This window comes from Variovorax sp. 05L425 (genome assembly GCF_056397705.1).
Genome location: NZ_JBFTNY010000009.1, coordinates 80,145 through 95,684, shown reverse-complemented (window position 1 = coordinate 95,684; position 15,540 = coordinate 80,145). Strand labels below are relative to the sequence as shown.

The 15,540-nt window shown below is 62.5% G+C and carries 13 protein-coding genes; 4 read left to right on the top strand and 9 right to left on the bottom strand.

What is annotated here, in order from left to right:
• Positions 1-5: 5 nt before the first annotated feature.
• Together AC1DN9_RS12600 and AC1DN9_RS12595 are read left to right on the top strand one after the other, a co-directional pair.
• Positions 6-548 carry a hypothetical protein gene (locus tag AC1DN9_RS12600; RefSeq protein ID WP_478100575.1) on the top strand — a complete coding sequence of 181 codons (543 nt, stop codon included), beginning with the start codon at positions 6-8 and terminating at the stop codon, positions 546-548.
• Positions 549-621: 73 nt separating this feature from the next.
• Positions 622-3,207, top strand: a complete 2,586-nt coding sequence (locus AC1DN9_RS12595; RefSeq protein WP_478100573.1) for a bifunctional aconitate hydratase 2/2-methylisocitrate dehydratase — start codon at positions 622-624, stop codon at positions 3,205-3,207.
• A gap of 66 nt (positions 3,208-3,273) precedes the next feature.
• Here AC1DN9_RS12595 and AC1DN9_RS12590 read toward each other — a convergent pair whose 3' ends face one another.
• Complete coding sequence (locus AC1DN9_RS12590; protein WP_478100571.1) at positions 3,274-4,101, bottom strand: helix-turn-helix domain-containing protein; 828 nt, start codon at positions 4,099-4,101, stop codon at positions 3,274-3,276.
• A gap of 131 nt (positions 4,102-4,232) precedes the next feature.
• Here AC1DN9_RS12590 and AC1DN9_RS12585 point away from each other — a divergent pair, with 131 nt between their 5' ends.
• Together AC1DN9_RS12585 and AC1DN9_RS12580 are read left to right on the top strand one after the other, a co-directional pair.
• Positions 4,233-4,649: a hypothetical protein gene (locus tag AC1DN9_RS12585; protein WP_478100569.1), complete on the top strand. Its 417-nt coding sequence runs from the start codon at positions 4,233-4,235 to the stop codon at positions 4,647-4,649.
• Between the two features lie 93 nt (positions 4,650-4,742).
• Positions 4,743-7,607 (top strand): aconitate hydratase, encoded by a 2,865-nt coding sequence (locus AC1DN9_RS12580; protein WP_478100567.1) that lies wholly within the window; start codon positions 4,743-4,745, stop codon positions 7,605-7,607.
• Here AC1DN9_RS12580 and AC1DN9_RS12575 read toward each other — a convergent pair.
• The 8 genes from AC1DN9_RS12575 to AC1DN9_RS12540 form a co-directional block, all read right to left on the bottom strand.
• The gene (locus tag AC1DN9_RS12575; protein WP_478100565.1) at positions 7,604-9,277 is read right to left on the bottom strand and encodes a type IV secretory system conjugative DNA transfer family protein; all 1,674 of its coding nucleotides are present in this window, start codon (positions 9,275-9,277) and stop codon (positions 7,604-7,606) included. The genes AC1DN9_RS12580 and AC1DN9_RS12575 overlap by 4 nt on opposite strands.
• Before the next feature lie 13 nt (positions 9,278-9,290).
• Positions 9,291-10,586 (bottom strand): XVIPCD domain-containing protein, encoded by a 1,296-nt coding sequence (locus tag AC1DN9_RS12570; RefSeq protein WP_478100563.1) that lies wholly within the window; start codon positions 10,584-10,586, stop codon positions 9,291-9,293.
• A 60-nt stretch (positions 10,587-10,646) separates the two neighbouring features.
• Positions 10,647-11,327, bottom strand: a complete 681-nt coding sequence (locus AC1DN9_RS12565; RefSeq protein ID WP_478100562.1) for a hypothetical protein — start codon at positions 11,325-11,327, stop codon at positions 10,647-10,649.
• Between the two features lie 76 nt (positions 11,328-11,403).
• Positions 11,404-11,793 (bottom strand): hypothetical protein, encoded by a 390-nt coding sequence (locus AC1DN9_RS12560; RefSeq protein ID WP_478100560.1) that lies wholly within the window; start codon positions 11,791-11,793, stop codon positions 11,404-11,406.
• Positions 11,794-11,819: 26 nt separating this feature from the next.
• Positions 11,820-13,313 carry an XVIPCD domain-containing protein gene (locus tag AC1DN9_RS12555; RefSeq protein WP_478100558.1) on the bottom strand — a complete coding sequence of 498 codons (1,494 nt, stop codon included), beginning with the start codon at positions 13,311-13,313 and terminating at the stop codon, positions 11,820-11,822.
• Positions 13,310-13,852 carry a hypothetical protein gene (locus AC1DN9_RS12550; RefSeq protein ID WP_478100556.1) on the bottom strand — a complete coding sequence of 181 codons (543 nt, stop codon included), beginning with the start codon at positions 13,850-13,852 and terminating at the stop codon, positions 13,310-13,312. Before AC1DN9_RS12550 ends, AC1DN9_RS12555 begins: the two co-directional genes overlap by 4 nt.
• 77 nt (positions 13,853-13,929) lie before the next feature.
• On the bottom strand, positions 13,930-14,334 hold the full coding sequence (locus tag AC1DN9_RS12545; protein WP_478100554.1) for a DUF4189 domain-containing protein: 405 nt from the start codon (positions 14,332-14,334) through the stop codon (positions 13,930-13,932).
• A gap of 92 nt (positions 14,335-14,426) precedes the next feature.
• Complete coding sequence (locus AC1DN9_RS12540; protein ID WP_478100552.1) at positions 14,427-15,536, bottom strand: TrbL/VirB6 family protein; 1,110 nt, start codon at positions 15,534-15,536, stop codon at positions 14,427-14,429.
• Between the last annotated feature and the right edge of the window lie 4 nt (positions 15,537-15,540).

Below are 15,540 nucleotides of genomic sequence, written 5' to 3'. Positions count from 1 at the left end.
ACACCATGAAGACAATTGCGCTGATTGCCGCTGCCGCCTTCGCAATGCCGCTGGCAGCAATGGCCCAAACCGATGCCCCGGCGAAGAAGCCGAAGGTCACCCACAAGGTGCTGCCCAAGAAGATCGTCAAGAAGATGGAAGAAAAGCAGCCGATCAGTGAGGAGACTGACGTCACCCTGTCGGCTGAAGACCTGAAAGTCGCCGAACGCGTCTACACGGGCGTTATCAAGTGCGAACTCGGCGCCAGCGTGAACATCCAGGCCGACGAGAAGAAGCCAGGCTTCTTCATCCTGACGCATGACGGCAAGCGCTATCGCATCCATCCGGTCGAAAGCCGTACCGGCGCGATCCGCCTGGAGGACCCGTCCGCAGGCGCGATGTGGCTGCAGCTCGGCAACAAGTCGATGTTGATGAGCCAGAAGCAAGGCTTGCGGCTGGCCGACGAATGCCAGGCGGCCAAGCAGGTCGAGGTCGCCGAGGACATGAAGAAGAATCCGCCGAAGAGCCTGTTCGAAGGCGCCGACTCGGCGACCCCCGTCAAGAAGTAGACGTCCCCAAGGCGCGGCTCTTGCTTCCCGAGCGGGAGCCGCCCGCCCATTTGTGTTTCCGGAGAAAAGAAAGATGTTGCAAGCCTACGTTGACCATGTCGCCGAGCGCGCCGCGCTCGGCATCCCGCCGCTGCCGCTGACCGCCAAGCAGACCGCCGAACTGATCGAGCTCATGAAGGCGCCGGCCCCGGCCGACGCCGAGTTCCTGCTCAACCTGCTGACGCATCGCGTGCCTGCGGGCGTGGACGACGCAGCCAAGGTCAAGGCGAGCTACCTCGCCGCCGTGGCACACGGTACCGAAAAGAGCGCACTGTTGTCGCGCGCTCGCGCCACCGAATTGCTCGGCACGATGCTCGGCGGCTACAACATCGGACCGCTGGTCGACCTGCTGGACGACGCCGAAGTCGGCGCCGTCGCGGCCGAAGGCCTCAAGAAAACGCTCCTGATGTTCGACCAATTCCACGACGTCAAGGAAAAGGCCGACAAGGGCAATGCCAACGCCAAGGCCGTGCTGCAGAGCTGGGCCGACGCCGAGTGGTTCACCAGCCGTCCCGAAGTGCCGCAAAGCATCACCGTCAGCATCTTCAAGGTGGCGGGCGAGATCAACACCGACGACCTGTCGCCCGCACCCGATGCGACCACGCGTCCGGACATCCCGATGCACGCACTCGCGATGCACAAGAATGCACGCCCCGGCATCGTTCCCGAGGAGGACGGCAAGCGCGGCCCGGTGAAGTTCATCGAAGACCTGCGCGCACGCGGCCACCTGGTTGCCTACGCCGGCGACGTCGTCGGCACGGGCTCGTCGCGCAAGAGCGCGACCAACTCGGTGCTCTGGTTCACCGGCGAAGACATTCCCTTCGTGCCGAACAAGCGCTTCGGCGGTGTCTGCCTGGGCGGCAAGATTGCGCCGATCTTCTACAACACGATGGAAGACTCGGGCGCGCTGCCGATCGAACTCGACGTCAGCCAGATGAACATGGGCGACGTCGTCGAACTGCGCCCCTACGAGGGCAAGGCGCTCAAGGATGGCAAGGTGATTGCCGAGTTCTCCGTCAAGAGCGACGTGCTCTTCGACGAAGTGCGCGCCGGTGGCCGCATTCCGCTGATCATCGGCCGCGGCCTCACGGCCAAGGCGCGCGAAGCCCTGGGCCTGCCGGTGTCGACGCTGTTCCGTCTGCCGGTCAGCCCGGTCGACACCAGGAAGGGCTTCTCGCTCGCGCAAAAGATGGTCGGCCGCGCCTGCGGTCTGCCCGAAGGGCAGGGCGTGCGCCCGGGTACGTACTGCGAGCCGAAGATGACTTCGGTCGGCAGCCAGGACACCACCGGCCCGATGACCCGCGACGAGTTGAAGGACCTGGCCTGCCTGGGCTTCAGCGCCGACCTGGTCATGCAATCGTTCTGCCACACGGCGGCCTATCCGAAGAAGGTCGACGTGAAGATGCACCATGAACTGCCTGACTTCATGGCGACGCGCGGCGGTGTCTCGCTGCGTCCGGGCGACGGCGTGATCCACAGCTGGCTGAACCGCCTGCTGACGCCCGACACCGTCGGCACCGGCGGCGACAGCCACACGCGCTTTCCGATCGGCATCAGCTTCCCGGCCGGCTCGGGCCTCGTGGCCTTCGCGGCCGCTACCGGCGTGATGCCACTCGACATGCCTGAATCGGTGCTCGTGCGCTTCAAGGGCAAGATGCAGCCGGGCGTGACGCTGCGCGACCTGGTCAACGCGATTCCGCTCTACGCCATCAAGTCGGGACTGCTGACGGTCGAGAAGAAGGGCAAGAAGAACATCTTCTCGGGCCGCATCCTCGAAATCGAAGGCCTGCCGGATCTCAAGGTCGAGCAAGCCTTCGAGCTGAGCGACGCCTCGGCCGAGCGTTCGGCCGCCGGTTGCACGGTGCACCTGAACAAGGAACCGATCATCGAGTACATCAACAGCAACGTCACGCTGATGAAGTGGATGATCGCCGAAGGCTACGCCGACGCCCGCACGCTGGCTCGCCGCATCGCCGCGCAAGAGGCCTGGCTCAAGGACCCGCAATTGCTCAAGGGCGATGCCGATGCCGACTACGCGGCCGTGATCGAGATTGACCTGGCCGACATCCACGAACCCATCGTGGCCTGCCCGAACGATCCTGACGACGTGAAGACGCTGTCCGACGTTGCCGGCGCGAAGATCGACGAAGTGTTCATCGGCTCGTGCATGACGAACATCGGCCACTTCCGCGCGGCGTCCAAGCTGCTCGAAGGCAAGCGCGACATCCCGGTCAAGCTGTGGATCGCGCCCCCGACCAAGATGGACGCGCATCAGCTCACCGAGGAAGGCCACTACGGCGTGTTCGGCAACGCCGGCGCCCGCACCGAGATGCCGGGTTGCTCGCTGTGCATGGGCAACCAGGCGCAGGTGCGCGAAGGCGCGACGGTGATGTCGACCAGCACGCGGAACTTCCCGAACCGCCTGGGCAAGAACACCAACGTCTACCTCGGAAGCGCCGAACTTGCCGCGATCTGCTCGCGCCTCGGCCGCATCCCGACGCGTGAGGAGTACATGACGGATGTCGGCGTGATCGACGCTTCCAGCAAGCAGATTTACCAGTACCTGAACTTCGACAAGATCGACGACTACAAGGAAGTTGCGGCGACGGTCGCTGCCTGATCGACGCACAAACCTTCAGAGAGCCCCGCCTTGGCGGGGCTTTTTGTTTGTCGCGATCGAGCCGACTCAGCCCGGCTTTTGCCCGGCCAGCACAGCCAGCGCCTTTGCTGTTTGCGCATCCGCCGGAAAGAACGATTCCACCGCGAGTTCCTGCAGCGTGACGTCCACCGGCGTGCCGAAGATGGTCGTGGTGCTGATGAAGCTCAGCAAACCGTCCGGTGTCACGAGTTGGAAGGGCACCACCACGTTGGTCAGTTCGCCGCCGGCGGCGGGGGCGTCGTGGCTGACGTTCGGCAACGGATAGGCGGCCAGTTCGTCGTGCAGCGCCGACAACGAGGCGTCGCCCGTTGCGGCGATCTGCTGTTGAAGGCGCTCGAGCAGGTGCGCGCGCCATTGGTGCAGGTTGGCGATCCTGGGGGCCAGGCCGTTTGGATGCAGGCTGAGGCGGAGGACATTGATCGGCGGCTCGACCAGTTCCGGTGCCGCGCCGGCCATCAGCAAGGGCACCAGCGCGTTGTGCGCGACCAGGTTCCAGTGCCGATCGACGGCCAGCGCGGGAAATGGCTCGTGCCCTTTCAGGACCAGGTCCACCGCCCGCTTGGCCGAGGCCAGCGCGGGATCGTCCAGCGAACGCTGCCGGTACATCGGCGCATAACCCGCAGCCACCAGCAGGGCATTGCGCTCCCGCAGGGGCACTTCGAGTCGTTCGGCCAGGCGCAGGACCATTTCCCGGCTCGGCTCGGCGCGCCCGGTCTCCACATAGCTGAGGTGGCGGGTCGAGATCTGCGCCTCGTTGGCCAGATCGAGTTGACTCAGGCGGCGATGCTGGCGCCAGTGGCGCAGGTGAGTGCCGAACGGATCGGCCGCTGTGGGGGAGGGTTGGTGGGTGCTCATGGCTGCCATCCTAGTGAAGCCTTGCGCCGCGGCCATGACCTTTCACGTCATCGACCGGCCGCCGGACAGCCGGAATGATGGACCCCAACGCAGCAGGAAGGGCCTGCAGCGTGTCGATCAAGGAGTCTGTCATGTCCGTCTTTGCTTCCCCTCGTTTTCTGTCCCGCGTGATGTGGGTCGATGCCGTTTCGTGTGCAGCCACCGGGGCGTTGCAGTTCGTGCTCTTGAATGGAATGGCCCGCATGACCGGGCTGCCGGCGCCGCTGCTGCTCGCGACCGGCACCTTCCTGCTGGCCTACGCCGCCGCGGCGGCCTGGATGGCGAGTCGCGCGTTGCCGCCGCGCCGCCTTATCGGGCTGGTGGTCGCAGGCAACTTCGCCTGGGCGGTGGCCTGTGTGGCGCTGCTGGCCACTGCCGGGTCCGTCATCACGGCGCTGGGCTGGGCCTGGGTGCTGGCGCAGGCCCTGACCGTCGTCGTGCTAGCCGAACTGCAGTGGGTCGGCCTTCGCCAAAGCCGCAATACAGGACGCGCGGCACTGGCGACCTGAGCCTTTGATGTGGTTCGGCGTGCCAGATTACTGCCGATGTCGTGGAACCCTGCTATCTTTGCGGAGCTTCCACGACCTCACAGGAGTTTCCCTATGGCCAAAGAACCGGCACACGCCTTTGCCCCCCTGTTGAAAACCTTCAAGACCGCGTCGGGCAAGGCCGGGAAGTACTGGTCTCTCAAGGACCTGGCCAAGCAGTATCCGAACGTCGAGAAGCTGCCGGTTTCGATCCGCATCGTGCTCGAGTCCGTGCTGCGCAATTGCGATGGCCAGAAAGTGACGGTGGAACACGTCGAACAACTCGCCAACTGGGCACCCAATGCGGAGCGCACCGAGGAGATTCCCTTCGTCGTGACGCGCGTGGTGCTGCAGGATTTCACCGGCGTGCCGCTCCTGGCCGATCTTGCAGCCATGCGCAGCGTGGCGAAGTCGCTCGGCAAGTCGCCCAAGACCATCGAGCCGCTGGTGCCGGTCGACCTCGTGGTGGACCACTCGGTCATGGTGGACTACTACGGCACGCCCAAGGCGCTTGACCTCAACATGAAGCTCGAATTCCAGCGCAACAACGAGCGCTACCAGTTCATGAAGTGGGGCATGCAGGCCTTCGACACCTTCGGCGTGGTGCCGCCCGGCTTCGGCATCGTGCATCAGGTCAATCTCGAATACTTTGCGCGCGGCGTCTACAAGAGCGCGAGTGACCGCGGCGATCCTCCCGTGTACTACCCAGACTCGCTGGTGGGTACCGACAGTCACACGACCATGATCAACGGCATTGGCGTTGTCGGTTGGGGCGTGGGCGGCATCGAGGCCGAAGCGGCGATGCTGGGACAGCCGGTCTACATGCTGACCCCCGACGTGGTCGGTTTCGAACTCACCGGCAAACTCCGCGAGGGCATGACGGCCACCGACCTGGTGCTCTACGTCACGGCGATCCTGCGCGGCGAGAAGGTGGTCGGCAAATTCGTCGAGTTCTTCGGTCCGGGTGCGGCATCGATCGCGGTGCCGGACCGCGCCACCATCGGCAACATGGCGCCCGAGTACGGCGCGACGATGGGCTTCTTCCCCGTCGACGAGATGACGGTGGCTTATTTCAAGGGCACCGGCCGCACCGACAAGGAAGTCGAGCGCTTCGAGGCCTACTACAAGGCGCAAGGGCTTTTCGGAATGCCCGCGCCTGGCGCGCTCAACTACACCAAGGTCGTCAAGCTCGACCTCGGTACCGTGACGCCCAGCCTCGCCGGCCCGAAGCGGCCGCAGGACCGCATCGACCTCGGGCATCTCGCCACCAAGTTCTCGGAGCTTTACAGCAAGCCCATCGAGGCCAACGGCTTCAATCTGCCGGCCGAGACGCTGAACGTGCGCTTCCCCCTGACGCACGAAGGCGAGACGGCCGAGCAGGATCACGATCCGGTGCCGGGCTCACCGCGACCCAATGTCGAAATGGTCGCGAACCGCTCGACGCGCGAAGCCGCACACGTCGGCGCCGCGGCGCCCAAGTCGCCCTCGGGCAAGGTGACGATCGGCAACGGTGACGTGCTGATCGCCGCCATCACGTCGTGCACCAACACGTCCAACCCAAGCGTGATGCTCGCGGCCGGCCTGCTGGCCAAGAAGGCGGTGGAGGCCGGGCTCACCGTCAAGCCGCACATCAAGACATCGCTGGCGCCCGGCTCGCGCATCGTGACCGAGTACCTCGAAAAGGCGGGACTGCTGCCGTACCTGGAAAAGCTCGGCTTCTATCTCGCGGGCTACGGGTGCACGACCTGCATCGGCAACGCCGGCGACCTGGCGCCGGAGATCAACGAGGTGATCACCAAGAACAACATGGTCGGCGCTGCGGTGCTTTCCGGAAACCGTAATTTCGAGGCACGCATTCATCCCAACATCAAGGCCAACTTCCTCGCCTCGCCGCCGCTGGTCGTCGCCTATGCAATCGCCGGCAACGTCATGGTCGATCTCATGACCGAGCCCGTGGGCAAGGGCAAGAAGGGCAAGGACGTCTATCTCGGCGACATCTGGCCCACCGCAAAGGAGATCGACGAGAACCTGCGCTACGCCATGAACGCCAAGGCATTCCGCAAGAACTACGAGCAGATCAAGGACAACCCCGGCAAGCTGTGGAGCAGCATCAAGGGGACGACCGGGCAGGTCTACGATTGGCCCAAGTCCACCTATATCGCCGAGCCGCCGTTCTTCGAAGACTTCAAGATGGAGCCGCATGCGACCGACGCCGGCTTTACCGGCGCACGCATCATGGCGCTCTTCGGCGACTCGATCACGACCGACCACATCTCTCCGGCCGGCTCGATCAAGGAAAGCTCGCCCGCCGGAATCTGGCTCAAGGCACACGGCGTGTCGAAGGCTGATTTCAACAGCTACGGATCGCGCCGCGGCAACCATGACGTGATGATGCGCGGCACCTTCGCGAACGTGCGCATCAAGAACCTCATGATTCCCGCCGGAGCCGACGGCTCGCGTGAAGAGGGCGGCGTGACGCTCTTCCAGCCGGGTGGCGAGAAGATGTTCATCTACGACGCCGCCATGAAATACATCGCACAAGACGTGCCGACGATCGTCTTCGGGGGCGAGGAATACGGCACCGGCTCTTCGCGCGACTGGGCAGCCAAGGGCACGCAGCTGCTCGGCATCAAGGCCGTGGTGGCCCGCAGCTTCGAGCGCATCCACCGCGCCAACCTCGTCGGCATGGGCGTGCTGCCGTTGCAGTTCCGCGGTGCCGATTCGTGGGAAAGCCTAGGGCTCACCGGCGAAGAAAAGATCGACGTGGTGATCGGCGGCGAACTCAAGCCGCAGATGGACGTCAAGCTCGTCGTGCACCGTTCGGACGGTAGCCACCAGGAGGTGACCGTGCGCCTGCGCATCGATACACCGATCGAGGTCGACTACTACAAGCACGGCGGCATCCTGCCGTTCGTGCTGCGGCAATTGCTGGCCGCCTAGATCGCCAGCGCGGGAATATCCACTTTGGGCAGCAGACGCGCCGTGAAGCGGCGGTCCTGGTAGTAGCGGATCTTCTCGCACATCACCGGATGAGGAATGCCTTCATACAGGAAGACTTCCTTGTCCGGCCCCATGGCCTTCAGTTCCTGCGGCAGCATGAGCGCGCGCCGTTCCTCGGACTGCCCGCGTGAAACGTCGCCGCGGCTGCGCGTCAGGTTTTCCTTGCGCACCGTGGTGTAGCCGAGCATTTCCGAATAGTCGTTGGCATCCTGCTGCTCGCGTGGCGCATAGACAATCTGCAGCGCGTGGTTGGTGATCAGGGTGCGGGCGACTTCCTTGCCGTAGGTGGCGTCAAGTTGCGCCACGCTCTGGATGATGGGCAACAGGCGGATGTTGTAGCCGGCCATGTAGGAGACCGCATTGGCAATGATGTCCACCTTTCCGATGGAAGTGAATTCATCCATCAGCAGCAGGCACTGGTGCTTCAGGCCGGGATTGTTCTGCGGCAACTCGCGCGTGTTGAGATTGATGAGCTGGCTGAAGAAGAGATTCACGATCAGCCGGCTCTCGGCCAGCTTGTTGGGCTGAATGGCAATGTAGATCGTCATCTTCTTGCGCCGCACGTCCGTCAGCAGGAAGTCATCGGCGCTGGTCGCCGCATCCAGTACCGGGTTGATCCAGGCGTTGAGAGGCTCCTTGAACGAGCCCAGGATCGAAGCGAAAGTCTCGTCCGCTTGCGACAACAGGTTCGCGAAGGCCGACCTCGTGTTGTCACTGAGAAACGGTTCCTTCGAGAGGCCCTCGTAGTATTTGCGCAGATCCGTGCCGTCGCCCGATGACAGGCGGTAGACGCCGCCAAGCGTCGCTCGTGCTTCTTGTGGCAGTCCGTTCCTGACTTCGAATTCCAGTTTCTCGAACAGGTACAGCGTGAAGGCCAGGAACGCATTCCGCGCCTGGCTGACCCAGAATTTCTGGTCGTCCGATCCGTCCGGGTAGAGCATCGCCGCGATGCTCATCAAGTCGGACACGCGGAAAGAGGGGTCCTTCGACACATAGCTCAGCGGATTCCAGCGGTGCGTGCGCCGGTCTTCGGCGAACGGATTGAACAGATAGATGGCCTGGCCCTGGGTGGCTCGCCAGCCGCTGGTGAGTTCGTAGTTTTCCTGCTTGATGTCCAGGACCACCATCGATTCCTGGTAGTCGAGCAGGTTGGGTATCACCACGCCCACGCCCTTGCCGGAGCGCGTCGGCGCAGCCAGGATCACGAATTGCTGGCCGCCCAGCCGGACCAGTTCGCCCCTGAACTTTCCCACCAGGATGCCATTGCTCGAAGGCTTGAACATGCCGACTTTGCTCAGATCACCGGCTTCCGCGAATCGCGCGTCGCCGTGGAGGGAGGGTGGCTTTTTCCTGACCAGCAGAAGCAGCGCGGCGGACCAGGCGGCAAGCGGGAGGCCGAAGCCGATATAGCCGGCCCATTTGATGTGGCCGGCATAGGGTCGCACCTGTGGAACGTCGAGCGCCCTGACGTAGCCCAGGTAGGTGTCCCACCTGAGCGATTCGGCGCCGAGGTGGAGCAACACCAGGACGATGAAGCCAGACAAGTAGCTGGCCGCCACCATGACGATCAAAGTCAGGCCGATTGCCCAGCACAATTTGGACTTGTTCACGAGTGTCGCCTGCTCATGACACGCGCGAAGGCGATGGCTCGCGCATCGACTGTTGCGCGAGCTGGGCCTGGGTGAGCGCGGCCTGTTGCTGTTGCTCGATGGTCCGATCCAGGCATTGCGTGCTTTGAGCGACCGGCGTGTTGAGTGCTTCGACCGTCGGCACGCTGGCGACCCGCTTGAGCGCCGAATCCAATGCGCCCTGCACTGCGAACACCTTGGAGGTGTCCGTGCTCAGCACCACGTGGTCGATGGAGCTCATTCCGTGGCTGCGCGCAGTGACCACCAGTGCAGCGGCCAGATTGTCACTCTGCAGATCGGGTGTGCGGCCGACCTGGGCATCGAGCTTGTGAACACCGCCTTGCGCCTGCTTGAACAGCGCGTGGTCGGGATGCATGGCGTTGTCGATCTGAGCGACGGGCGCAGCAGGAACCTGCTGCGCCTGCCTTGTCTGTTGGACCAACGCATCAAGCTTGCCCAATGTATGGGGGCCGGCGATGCCGTCCGGCGTCAGACCATGGGTCAGCTGAAAAGCTTTGACGGCGTAGAGGGTGTTGGCGCCGAAGTGGCTGTCAGCCTTGAGCGCATTGCCGCGCTTGTCGGTATAGCCGAGATTGTTGAGTTGGTTTTGCAGTTCGCGGACGGCCTCACCGTGAGCGCCAACCTTGGCCGCCGCTTGTCGATGCGCCACGGTCGACACTGGAATGATCGCTTCGCTCCCGGTCAGGCTTGCCATCAACTCAGGAGTGAGCTTGGTTTCCCAAATTGCAAAGCGGGCCTTCCGCTCTGCCAGGCCGATTTCGCCATTGTTGATGATATGGGTGACGCTTGTGACGTCTTCGGGCGCGACGCGGTGCACATACCTGTTCCAGTACCAGACTGCAATCTTCGAGGCAGTTTCCGGTTCGGCGGCCAACTCCGGGTGACCGACAAGATCAAGACCCAATACCTCACCCGCTTCACGGTAACCATTCTTCCCGGTCAACTGTATGTACCCGCGACCGCGGTACCTGAATCCATCCCCAGGCTCGTTGTTGCCCATCCGACCGCCGTACATAAGATCAGCCAGCTGTTCAGGGCGGCCGCTCAATGCCTCCAGGCGAGCCGCCTCCAATGCTTCCCGACCCTTTCGCAACGCCGAGTCAACGGGGATCTGAGCGATGTTCCTGGTGTATCGAAAACCTTCTTCGAGCCGCTTGAGATCACTGGATTCGTAGGTCACCTGAGCCATGAAGTTGGCCAATTCCTTCGGCGCCCTGATGCCCGCGGCCACGGCATCCAGCATTAGCTGGGCTTCTCGATTTGTCGTCATTCACTCCCTCTTTCCATTTCTGTCGAGCTTTCTGCGTCCCTGCTCTGCGGCAGGATGCAGTCAGGGCAATGTCACTTGCGGCAATGTGGACGGGTCGAAGTCCTCAAACCGCACCGTCCCTAAATTCTTCTCTGTCAGCGTGATCTCACTGGCGCTGCCATCCACCGTGTCCCTGACGCCGCGTCGGACTTCTTCGAGCATCCAATTGCGTCGCGCTGTGTCGTACTTGAAGGTGTATTCGTTCCACCAGTGCCCGCGAGAGCCGCCTTCCGTCACCAAGGTGAATCCCTCCTTGTCGATGCGCGCGTAACCAAAGGGATCGCCCGCAAGACCACCGCATCGCTCGCAGGGAACGATCCTGTCGTTGCGTGCAGCCACCTGGAGATGGCCATCAGCGTTGCGAGTCACCAGCAGCATTGGTCTCGATGGGCCTTCTCCTGCCGTCTGGCTGGTACTCGGCGGATCGAGAACGATCAGGGCGTCAGGCCGACCATCGCCATTCAAGTCGCCGATCTGCGAACTCAGAATCCGGGTGCCGCCGCCTGCAAAGGCCTGCAACTCGTCCTTCTTGTAGGGGTTTGATGGTGCGACTGTGGGAGAAGTCGTCGGTGCGACAGCGTCCGGAACAGCACGCGATGCTTGCGCCGTGCTCGATGTGGTCGCGGCTGAAGAGTCGCTGCCGCTGCAGCCCGCCAGCGCAAGACAGAGCGCGAGTGCGGAAGGACGGATGATTTGTTTCATGTCAAGACCTATTGGATTTGGGCGACGTCGTGGCGCATGCGTCCGCGACGACTCGAAGGGACCCGCCCCTTGCGGGTCAATGCTGAAAAGGCGTCGTTTGAGGATCGCCACTGCCCGACCACTCGCCGCTGTTCACGGCTGCGGGGCATGCGGTCACATACTGCTGCAATGCCTGGATGTCGCGTGCCGTCCAGGGCCGCCCGTAGGTATTGGGTGGATCGCACACGCCCGTCAATGCCAACGCACCCGTGTACGGCGAAACAGGGATCCAGCAGGCATTGATCTGCAGTGGCTCGTACCCGTAGTGGCAAAAGACAAATGGATCGTTGGCGCGGAATTGGAGCGGCTCGTAAAACTGGCCGTATGCCGGCAGCACCAGACCCAGGGCGAGCCAACCCATGCGACGTTTCATCGTCCTTCTGCGAATACGGTCATGGGTTGTGCTCGACACATTTTTTTGGTTCATCCTTTTTCTCCCTGTTCGCGCGTGTTCTAGATTGCCATCGTTGCCCCGGAGCGCTGCTGAAGTTGCGAGGGCATTGGGTCTTGGCGTTGTCGCTGTGCTTGTTGCTCCACCGCCTTCTGCTGAATGGCCTGATCCAGGATCCGGGTGCTCTGCGCGACCGGCGTGTCGAGGGCGTCAACCGTTGGCACGCTTGCAATCTTCTTGAGCGCCGAATCCAACGCGCCCTGCACGGCGAACACCTTGGAGTTGTCGGTGCTCAGCACCACGTGATCGATGCGCTTCAAGCTGTCGCTGCGCGCAGCCACCACCAGCGCCGCGGCCAGGTTGTCGCTGCGCTCGTCGGGCGTGCGACCGACCTTTGCATCCATCAGATGCACGCCACCTTGGGCCTGTTTGAAAAGTGCGTGGTCGGGGTGATCTGGTTGATCCAGGCGCGTAGCTGAAGCTGGATTCGTTGCGGTCTTCTTGTCAGACCACGAGCCTGAACGAGTCGGCGCTTCGTACGCACGGGCAGCGCCATCGCTCACAAGCTGTGCAGTTTGCTGGCCCGTGCGCTCAGCCACACGCACGCCCTGCGTCACCTGGTTCGCCACGATCTGACCTGTCATGGTCATCCCCGCATCGATTGCCTGCAACTTGAGCTTGACTGCGGGGTCGAGCGGATTCAGTGCGTGCAGCGGTGAGGGAGCGCGATTGACCACCATCGTCAGATCGATTCGGTTCTGCACAACGTCTTTGTGGAAATGTTCGATGGCACCGTGGTAGGTGCGTGCCCGCGCTTCGTTGTCCGCGTTGATGATCGAACTGCCAGTGGCATCGTTGTTGGGCAGAAAGTTGCTCATCTTGTGTGCAGACAAGTCAGCGGTGAGGAACGGATTGGTGGGCAGGTGAAGCAATCCCGTTTCGAGGTAGCGCCCCCGCTTCAAACTCTCGATATCCTGCGGAGCGGCATAGGTGCGGACCTCGCCGAAATGAGGGCTGCCGGCCCCCACGACATCGGTGGCACGGACGTGGTTGACGATATGGGGGTACCGGCCGTTCACATCGACGTCATGGTCGCGGAGGTCCTTCAGGCTCGCGGGGCCGTAGGCATTGAACGTCTCGGCGGGCAGGCCGTACTTGGCGGCTGTGATCTCAGCCAGAGTGCCGCCGAGAGAATGCCCGGTGACGGTGACATTGAGCGATTGGTGTTTCAGTTCAGCCCATTTCCTGGCCTCTTCCACAACGCGCTGAGTGAAGGCCATGGCATCGTCGAGTTGATTGTTTCGGCCGACGACAACCATGCTTGCGTCTGTGATGCCATCCTTGACCGATTCGGTACCGCGATGGGCGATCACCACGGCGCCTGTGTCGAGGCGCTCGTAAGCCGTACCCTGGTAGCCGGACGATCGGTCCGCTGTGGCAAGGATCCTGTAGCGGACTTCATCGATGAAGACGAACTTGTCTCCACCTATGTCTTTCGATCGATCGCTGTAGGCGTCATTTGCAAGCGCAGCGTGTTCGCGAGTGCCCGCGATCATTGGCGGATCTCACTGCTCGTCAAGGTGACGACGAAGAATTCTTCAGGGTGCTTGGCGGCATATTCAGCGACGGGTGTTCCGAACGGCATGCCGCTGATGGACATGACAGCGGGTTCGCTGGCCTTCGCGAAGTAGGCCTTCTTTGGAAGGTATGCAGAATTTGGGGTTCGCGCAACGATGCTTGACAACGGAATGGATGAAACGAAGGACGCGGATTGCGTCTTGAGGACGACGCCTGCGAGTGTCATGGTCCAGTGACACTCGCCCAGTCCGTAGTAGTCGTCGTCTTGGAGCAGATCGAGATAAACGGTGCCCACGTACTCTTGATCGTTGATACGAGTGAACGCGAAGTCGACAGGGTGGTCGGGCATCACCTTCGCCCCCTCGAATGGAATTTCCGGGACGCACGCTTTGTCTAGAACTTGATGCTGCATATATCCCGACACGGATTCGAACGGGCCTGGCGCATCGTGAACAGCCAGCGTGATCTCATATCGCATCTTCGGATTCGGGTTGCGCTTGATGTCGAGTGTTTTCATGGATGAGTTGCATGCAGAGGTGAGGAGCGCCAGAAGCATGAAAGCGCCGGCAAGACGTGGCTTCATGGTTCTGGGGCCTATCGCACGCGCACGGGAAGACTGCAGGCGCTGTAGACGACTTCGCAAGAAGGCTCCCCGCAAGCGGCAACGGCTTCGGTCCCTGCAGTCTGCAAAGCCGGTGAGCGGGCAAAGCCGCTTCGGTTGGCGCTGGAGGCAACTGCAACACATTGGTTGCCGTACGACATCTTGATCTTGCAGTTCTGGGCACCATCCTTCGCGCACTCTGCCAGCGCCATCTGTTGCGCTTTGGATTCACTGTCCTGATCGGCGACGATGCCTGCGGCGCCCGCCTTTCCGTCAAAAGCTATGGCTCCGAACCGGTTGGCCCATACCTCGCGCGGCTGTGGCGGAGAACTGCCATGGCCAGGAATGGGCTGACAGATGGGAAAGACTGCACCGGGAGCACCCTGCTGACCGACCATTCGCTGTCCCGATGGGCATGGGCCCTCCGAGAATGCCGTTGGTATGTACATTGCGCCTAGAACGGCTAGCAGAGCAAGGTTTCTTGAATGCCTCATACGACTCCTCGTGTGTTACCAAGGCGGGCGACGCCCTGTTTGATTGCATCTGGTTGAGGCGTGGCTCGGACCATGGCGCCTCCTTGGGAAGAATTGGGAAACGACGCAGGATCGCCGCCGTTCGCGGCGCCTTGCCCCAGCGGCAGGCCAACTTGTGGCCCCCGCCCTTGCGCCAGCGCATGCGCATCACGCGCAGCCCCACTCGCGCCGACGCTTCCAAACGCCGAATACGACATGAAACTCCCGAGCGTCCCCTGAAAAAACGCCGCAGCCATCGGCGGCGCACTCACGATCAGCGTGGTGAGGATCAAGCCCAGGCCGCCTTGCTGCAGCGCCATCGATGTGATCCCCTCGCCGTCGACACCGCCATTGCTACCGGCCAGCATCGCCGCGTACTTGGTCAGGAACGCCGCCGCCACGGACTGGATCACGTTGTTCGCCAGCCCCACCATGAAGCTGAGGACTGCCAGCGAGAACATCGTGCCGATGCCATAGAACAGCCACTTGCTGAACAGCGACTTCGTCTGCTCGAACAACAGGCAGACGATGAACAGCGGCCCGAACCCCACGAACAGGGCTATGGCGATCTTGTTGAGTAGAAGAATCGATCCGCCAACCAGGCCCGGGCCGGCAATGCCGATGCCGGAAAACCACTTGGCTCTCTCCTTGGCGCTGTCCACGGAAGGATCGCCGCCGCTGGCCAGCATATCGATTGTCGAAAGCATGCCCTGCATGTAGGCAAGGTTCTTGTCGATGCTCTGGTAAGGACTCTCGGAGTTCGGCGAAACCAGCGAGGTGATGGCGCTGGCCGTGCCATCAGTCAGCGTCCAGTAAAGAGAGGAGGACGCGCTTGCCGCGCTCGTGGCGATGCCGATGACGAGCGTGGCCTTGAGCGCATCACCCACCAACGCCATCATGGGCTGCTGCGTGCGCCCCGTGACGATGCGAAAGCCTTGATACACGATCCAGACCGTGAGCAACATCAGCCCGATCGCACCAATCAACCGGGCCGTGCTCGTCAGCAGGTTCCACTGGAAGGTGTTGATCTCGTCGCGGAGGTAGTCGTTGATCAACTGGAAGAAGACGAAATTGCTGGCGTCTGCCATGGGC

Bases quoted from the DNA above. Each gene is read 5' to 3' on its own strand.
- AC1DN9_RS12545 (WP_478100554.1), bottom strand. From the start codon at position 14,334: ATGGTCGGTCAGCAGGGTGCTCCCGGTGCAGTCTTTCCCATCTGTCAG.
- AC1DN9_RS12555 (WP_478100558.1), bottom strand. From the start codon at position 13,313: ATGATCGCGGGCACTCGCGAACACGCTGCGCTTGCAAATGACGCCTAC.
- AC1DN9_RS12580 (WP_478100567.1), top strand. From the start codon at position 4,743: ATGGCCAAAGAACCGGCACACGCCTTTGCCCCCCTGTTGAAAACCTTC.
- AC1DN9_RS12565 (WP_478100562.1), bottom strand. From the start codon at position 11,327: ATGAAACAAATCATCCGTCCTTCCGCACTCGCGCTCTGTCTTGCGCTG.
- AC1DN9_RS12540 (WP_478100552.1), bottom strand. From the start codon at position 15,536: ATGGCAGACGCCAGCAATTTCGTCTTCTTCCAGTTGATCAACGACTAC.
- AC1DN9_RS12570 (WP_478100563.1), bottom strand. From the start codon at position 10,586: ATGACGACAAATCGAGAAGCCCAGCTAATGCTGGATGCCGTGGCCGCG.
- AC1DN9_RS12590 (WP_478100571.1), bottom strand. From the start codon at position 4,101: ATGAGCACCCACCAACCCTCCCCCACAGCGGCCGATCCGTTCGGCACT.
- AC1DN9_RS12600 (WP_478100575.1), top strand. From the start codon at position 6: ATGAAGACAATTGCGCTGATTGCCGCTGCCGCCTTCGCAATGCCGCTG.
- AC1DN9_RS12560 (WP_478100560.1), bottom strand. From the start codon at position 11,793: ATGAACCAAAAAAATGTGTCGAGCACAACCCATGACCGTATTCGCAGA.
- AC1DN9_RS12585 (WP_478100569.1), top strand. From the start codon at position 4,233: ATGTCCGTCTTTGCTTCCCCTCGTTTTCTGTCCCGCGTGATGTGGGTC.
- AC1DN9_RS12550 (WP_478100556.1), bottom strand. From the start codon at position 13,852: ATGAAAACACTCGACATCAAGCGCAACCCGAATCCGAAGATGCGATAT.
- AC1DN9_RS12595 (WP_478100573.1), top strand. From the start codon at position 622: ATGTTGCAAGCCTACGTTGACCATGTCGCCGAGCGCGCCGCGCTCGGC.